Genomic DNA, 3,472 nt, shown 5'->3' with positions numbered 1-3,472 from the left:
CGCGGATCCCGATCGGGCTCGGCAGCCTCACGGTCGAGGCCGAGGCGCTGGACCGGCGCCGCGAGCAGCGCGCCGCCATGGTCTGGGGCGGGGCCGCGAACTCGTTCACGAGCCAGCCGCGCTTCTCCCGCGCCAGCGACGCCTACGACCTCGCCGGCGAGTTCGGCCAGGATTTCGGCTTCATGCTGGCCACCGGCGACGACCCGTTCAACGCCCCCAACACCCTGCCGACCTGGGACCGGATCCGGGTCACCACCCTCGGCGAGGCCCCGCTCGACCCCGATTGCGAGGCCTACGGCCGGGCTCCCGGCATCGACGGCATCCTGGGCGACTATATCGGCCTGCCGCCGGAATATACCGACAAGGGCGCGGCCGTCCCGGCGTCGCGCTGACCCGACCGCTGGTGCAAAAAAGCGGGGGAGCCATGCGCGATTTCCCGCTGCGGCGCGGCGACGGCGCATTGGCGCGGCCGCGGACCCCATGATACTGGCACTTGCCAACCCGATCCCGCTGCGCACCCCCTCACAGCGCGGCCGTCCGAGGAAAGTTGGCACATGGCCCGAGTCGATTCCGCCACGATCATCGAAGGTCTGACCTTCGACGACGTGCTCCTGCGGCCCGCCGCCTCCTCGGTGATGCCGACCGAGGTCAACGTCGCCTCGCGGCTGACCCGCACGATTCCGCTGAACCTGCCGATCCTCGCCTCCGCGATGGACACCGTCACCGAGGCGCCGATGGCCATCGCCATGGCGGCCAACGGCGGCATGGGCGTGATCCATCGCAACCTTGAGCCCGCGGAGCAGGCCGAGCAGGTCCGTCTCGTCAAGAAGTACGAGTCCGGCATGGTGATGAACCCGATCACCATCCACCCGGACGAGACCCTGGCCGACGCCTTCGAGGTGATGAAGCGCAACCGCATCTCCGGCATTCCGGTGGTGGAGCGCGGCCCCAACGGTTCCCGGGGCAAGCTGGTCGGTATCCTGACCAACCGCGACGTGCGCTTCGCCACCAACCCCGCCCAGCCGGTGGCCGAGCTGATGACCCGGGACCGGCTGATCACCGTCCGCGAGGGCGTGACTCAGGACGAGGCCAAGCGCCTCCTGCACCAGTTCCGGATCGAGAAGCTGCTGGTGGTCGACGACCATTACCGCTGCATCGGCCTGATCACCGTCAAGGACATCGAGAAGCGCGTCACCTACCCGTTCGCCGTCAAGGACGAGCAGGGTCGGCTGCGGGTCGCCGCCGCCACGACCACGGGCGACAGCGGCTTCGAGCGGGCCGAGCGCCTGATCGACGCCGGCTGCGACGTGATCGTGGTCGACACCGCCCACGGCCACTCGATCAAGGTGCTCGACGCCGTCGCCCGGGTGAAGCAGCTCTCCAACGCCGTCCAGGTGATCGCCGGCAACGTCGCCACCCGCGAGGGCACCAAGGCGCTGATCGACGCGGGCGCGGACGCCATCAAGGTCGGCATCGGCCCGGGCTCGATCTGCACCACCCGCATCGTGGCGGGCGTCGGCGTGCCCCAGCTCACCGCCCTGCTGGAGGCCGTGGAGGCCGCCGGCGAGGCGGACATCCCGGTCATCGCCGACGGCGGCATCAAGTATTCCGGCGACCTCGCCAAGGCGATCGCGGCCGGCGCCTCGGTGGCGATGCTCGGTTCGCTCTTGGCCGGCACCGACGAGGCACCGGGCGAGGTCTTCTTGTATCAAGGCCGCTCGTACAAGTCGTACCGGGGCATGGGCTCAGTGGGCGCCATGGCCCGCGGCTCGGCCGACCGCTACTTCCAGGCCGAGGTCAACGACACCCACAAGCTCGTGCCCGAGGGCATCGAGGGCCAGGTCCCCTACAAGGGCCCGGTCGGCAACGTCCTGCACCAGCTCGCGGGCGGCCTGCGCGCGGCCATGGGCTATGTCGGCGGCGCGACCATCCCGGACTTCCAGGAGCGGGCGCAGTTCATCCGCATCACCAACGCCGGCCTGCGCGAGAGCCACGTCCACGACGTGACCATCACCCGCGAGAGCCCGAACTACCCGTCGCGGACCTGACACGGAGGTCTCATGCCCACCCCAAGCTCGCCATCGCTCGGTCGGCATACGCCCGCCTTCGACGTCCCACGGGATGATGTCGGCGGGCGTGCGGAAGCCGACCAGCACCGCCACCGCGATGACGACCGAAAGGACAGGAACGTCCTTCAGGGGGCCGAGGCCATCGCTCTGGTACGGACGATCCGCTCCAAGGCGCTTCGTCAACCGCTGCCCGACAGCACACCAATGATCAGGGCAGGCCGCGAAGGACGATGATCGTCATCGACGCCTGCGTTGCTGCGAAATGGTTCCTGCCGGAGCCGCAGAGCGATTTGGCGGACGCGATCCTGCTCGAAGACGTCGCCCGGATTGCGCCTGAACATATTCTCGTTGAGGTCGGTAACACGCTTCTGCGGAACCATCGCTCGGGTGCGATCACGCTCGAACATGCGCGGGAAGCAATCTCGGCTCTAGGCATGCTGGTACATCTCCGACCGATCCTCGAGATTGCGGACACGGCGCTCAGCATCGCGAGCAGCATTGGGTGTACACATTACGATGCGCTCTACGTGGCTGAAGCTGAACGATGGGATAGCGTCTTGGTGACTGCGGATGCCAGACTGGTGCGGCAGCTGCAGACGGTGCAGTGGACCGGCCGCTACCGTCTACTGGGCCCTTGATTCGATGACGGGACGTGCTCAGGACACCGAACGCCGACAACGACCTGGACCCGGAGAGACCCAATGCGCACGCTGATCGTCGGAGCCGGGGCGACCGGCGGCTATTACGGGGCGCGGCTCGCGGAATCGGGGGCGGACGTGACCTTCCTGGTCCGGCCGGCCCGGGCCGAAAAACTGGCGGCGAACGGGCTGGTGCTGCGCTCGCCGCTGGGCGACCTGCATCTGCCCGCTCCGCCCACCGTGACGGCCGACAATCTGGCCCAGGCCGGCGGCTTCGACCTCGTGCTGCTGTCCTGCAAGGCCTACGACCTCGACAGCGCCCTTGCCGACCTGGCGCCCGCGGTGGGCGAGGGAACCGCGATCCTGCCGCTACTCAACGGAATGTCCCATCTCGACGCGCTCGACGCCCGCTTCGGCGCGGCCCGGGTGCTGGGCGGTTCCTGCGCCATCGCGGCGACCCTCGCGCCGGACGGCGCGATCCGGCACATGAGCGAGCTCTGCAGCATCACCTACGGCGAGCGCGACGGGTCGCGCTCGGCCCGCATCGAGGCCATCGATGATTTGATGCGCGGCCTGAAGTTCCAGGCGCGGCTCAGCGACGTGATCCTGCAGGAAATGTGGGAGAAGTGGGTGTTCCTGACGACGCTCGCAGGCGCGACAACGCTGATGCGGGCCGCGGTCGGCGACATCGTGGCGGCGCCCGGCGGCGCGGCCTTCATCGCGGCCCTCCACGCCGAATGCACGGCGGTGGCCGCGGCTAGCGGG

At 69.2% G+C, this 3,472-nt stretch carries 4 protein-coding genes; all 4 read left to right on the top strand.

From position 1 onward, the window contains the following. On the top strand, nt 1-392 hold a 392-nt coding region (locus FV228_RS23830), incomplete at its 5' end, for a DUF3313 family protein (protein WP_147856834.1). A 162-nt stretch (nt 393-554) separates the two neighbouring features. Beyond that, nucleotides 555-2,048: an IMP dehydrogenase gene (guaB, locus tag FV228_RS23825; RefSeq protein WP_147856833.1), complete on the top strand. Its 1,494-nt coding sequence runs from the start codon at nt 555-557 to the stop codon at nt 2,046-2,048. A 251-nt stretch (nt 2,049-2,299) separates the two neighbouring features. Then, nucleotides 2,300-2,707, top strand: a complete 408-nt coding sequence (locus tag FV228_RS23820; RefSeq protein WP_147856832.1) for a type II toxin-antitoxin system VapC family toxin — start codon at nt 2,300-2,302, stop codon at nt 2,705-2,707. A 63-nt stretch (nt 2,708-2,770) separates the two neighbouring features. After that, on the top strand, nt 2,771-3,472 hold a 702-nt coding region (locus tag FV228_RS23815; RefSeq protein ID WP_147856831.1), incomplete at its 3' end, for a 2-dehydropantoate 2-reductase.

It is taken from the genome of Methylobacterium sp. WL18, assembly GCF_008040015.1.
Lineage (GTDB): Bacteria > Pseudomonadota > Alphaproteobacteria > Rhizobiales > Beijerinckiaceae > Methylobacterium > Methylobacterium mesophilicum.
The sequence above is the reverse complement of the archived record's forward strand: the minus strand, read 5'-3'. Positions and strand labels throughout refer to the sequence as shown.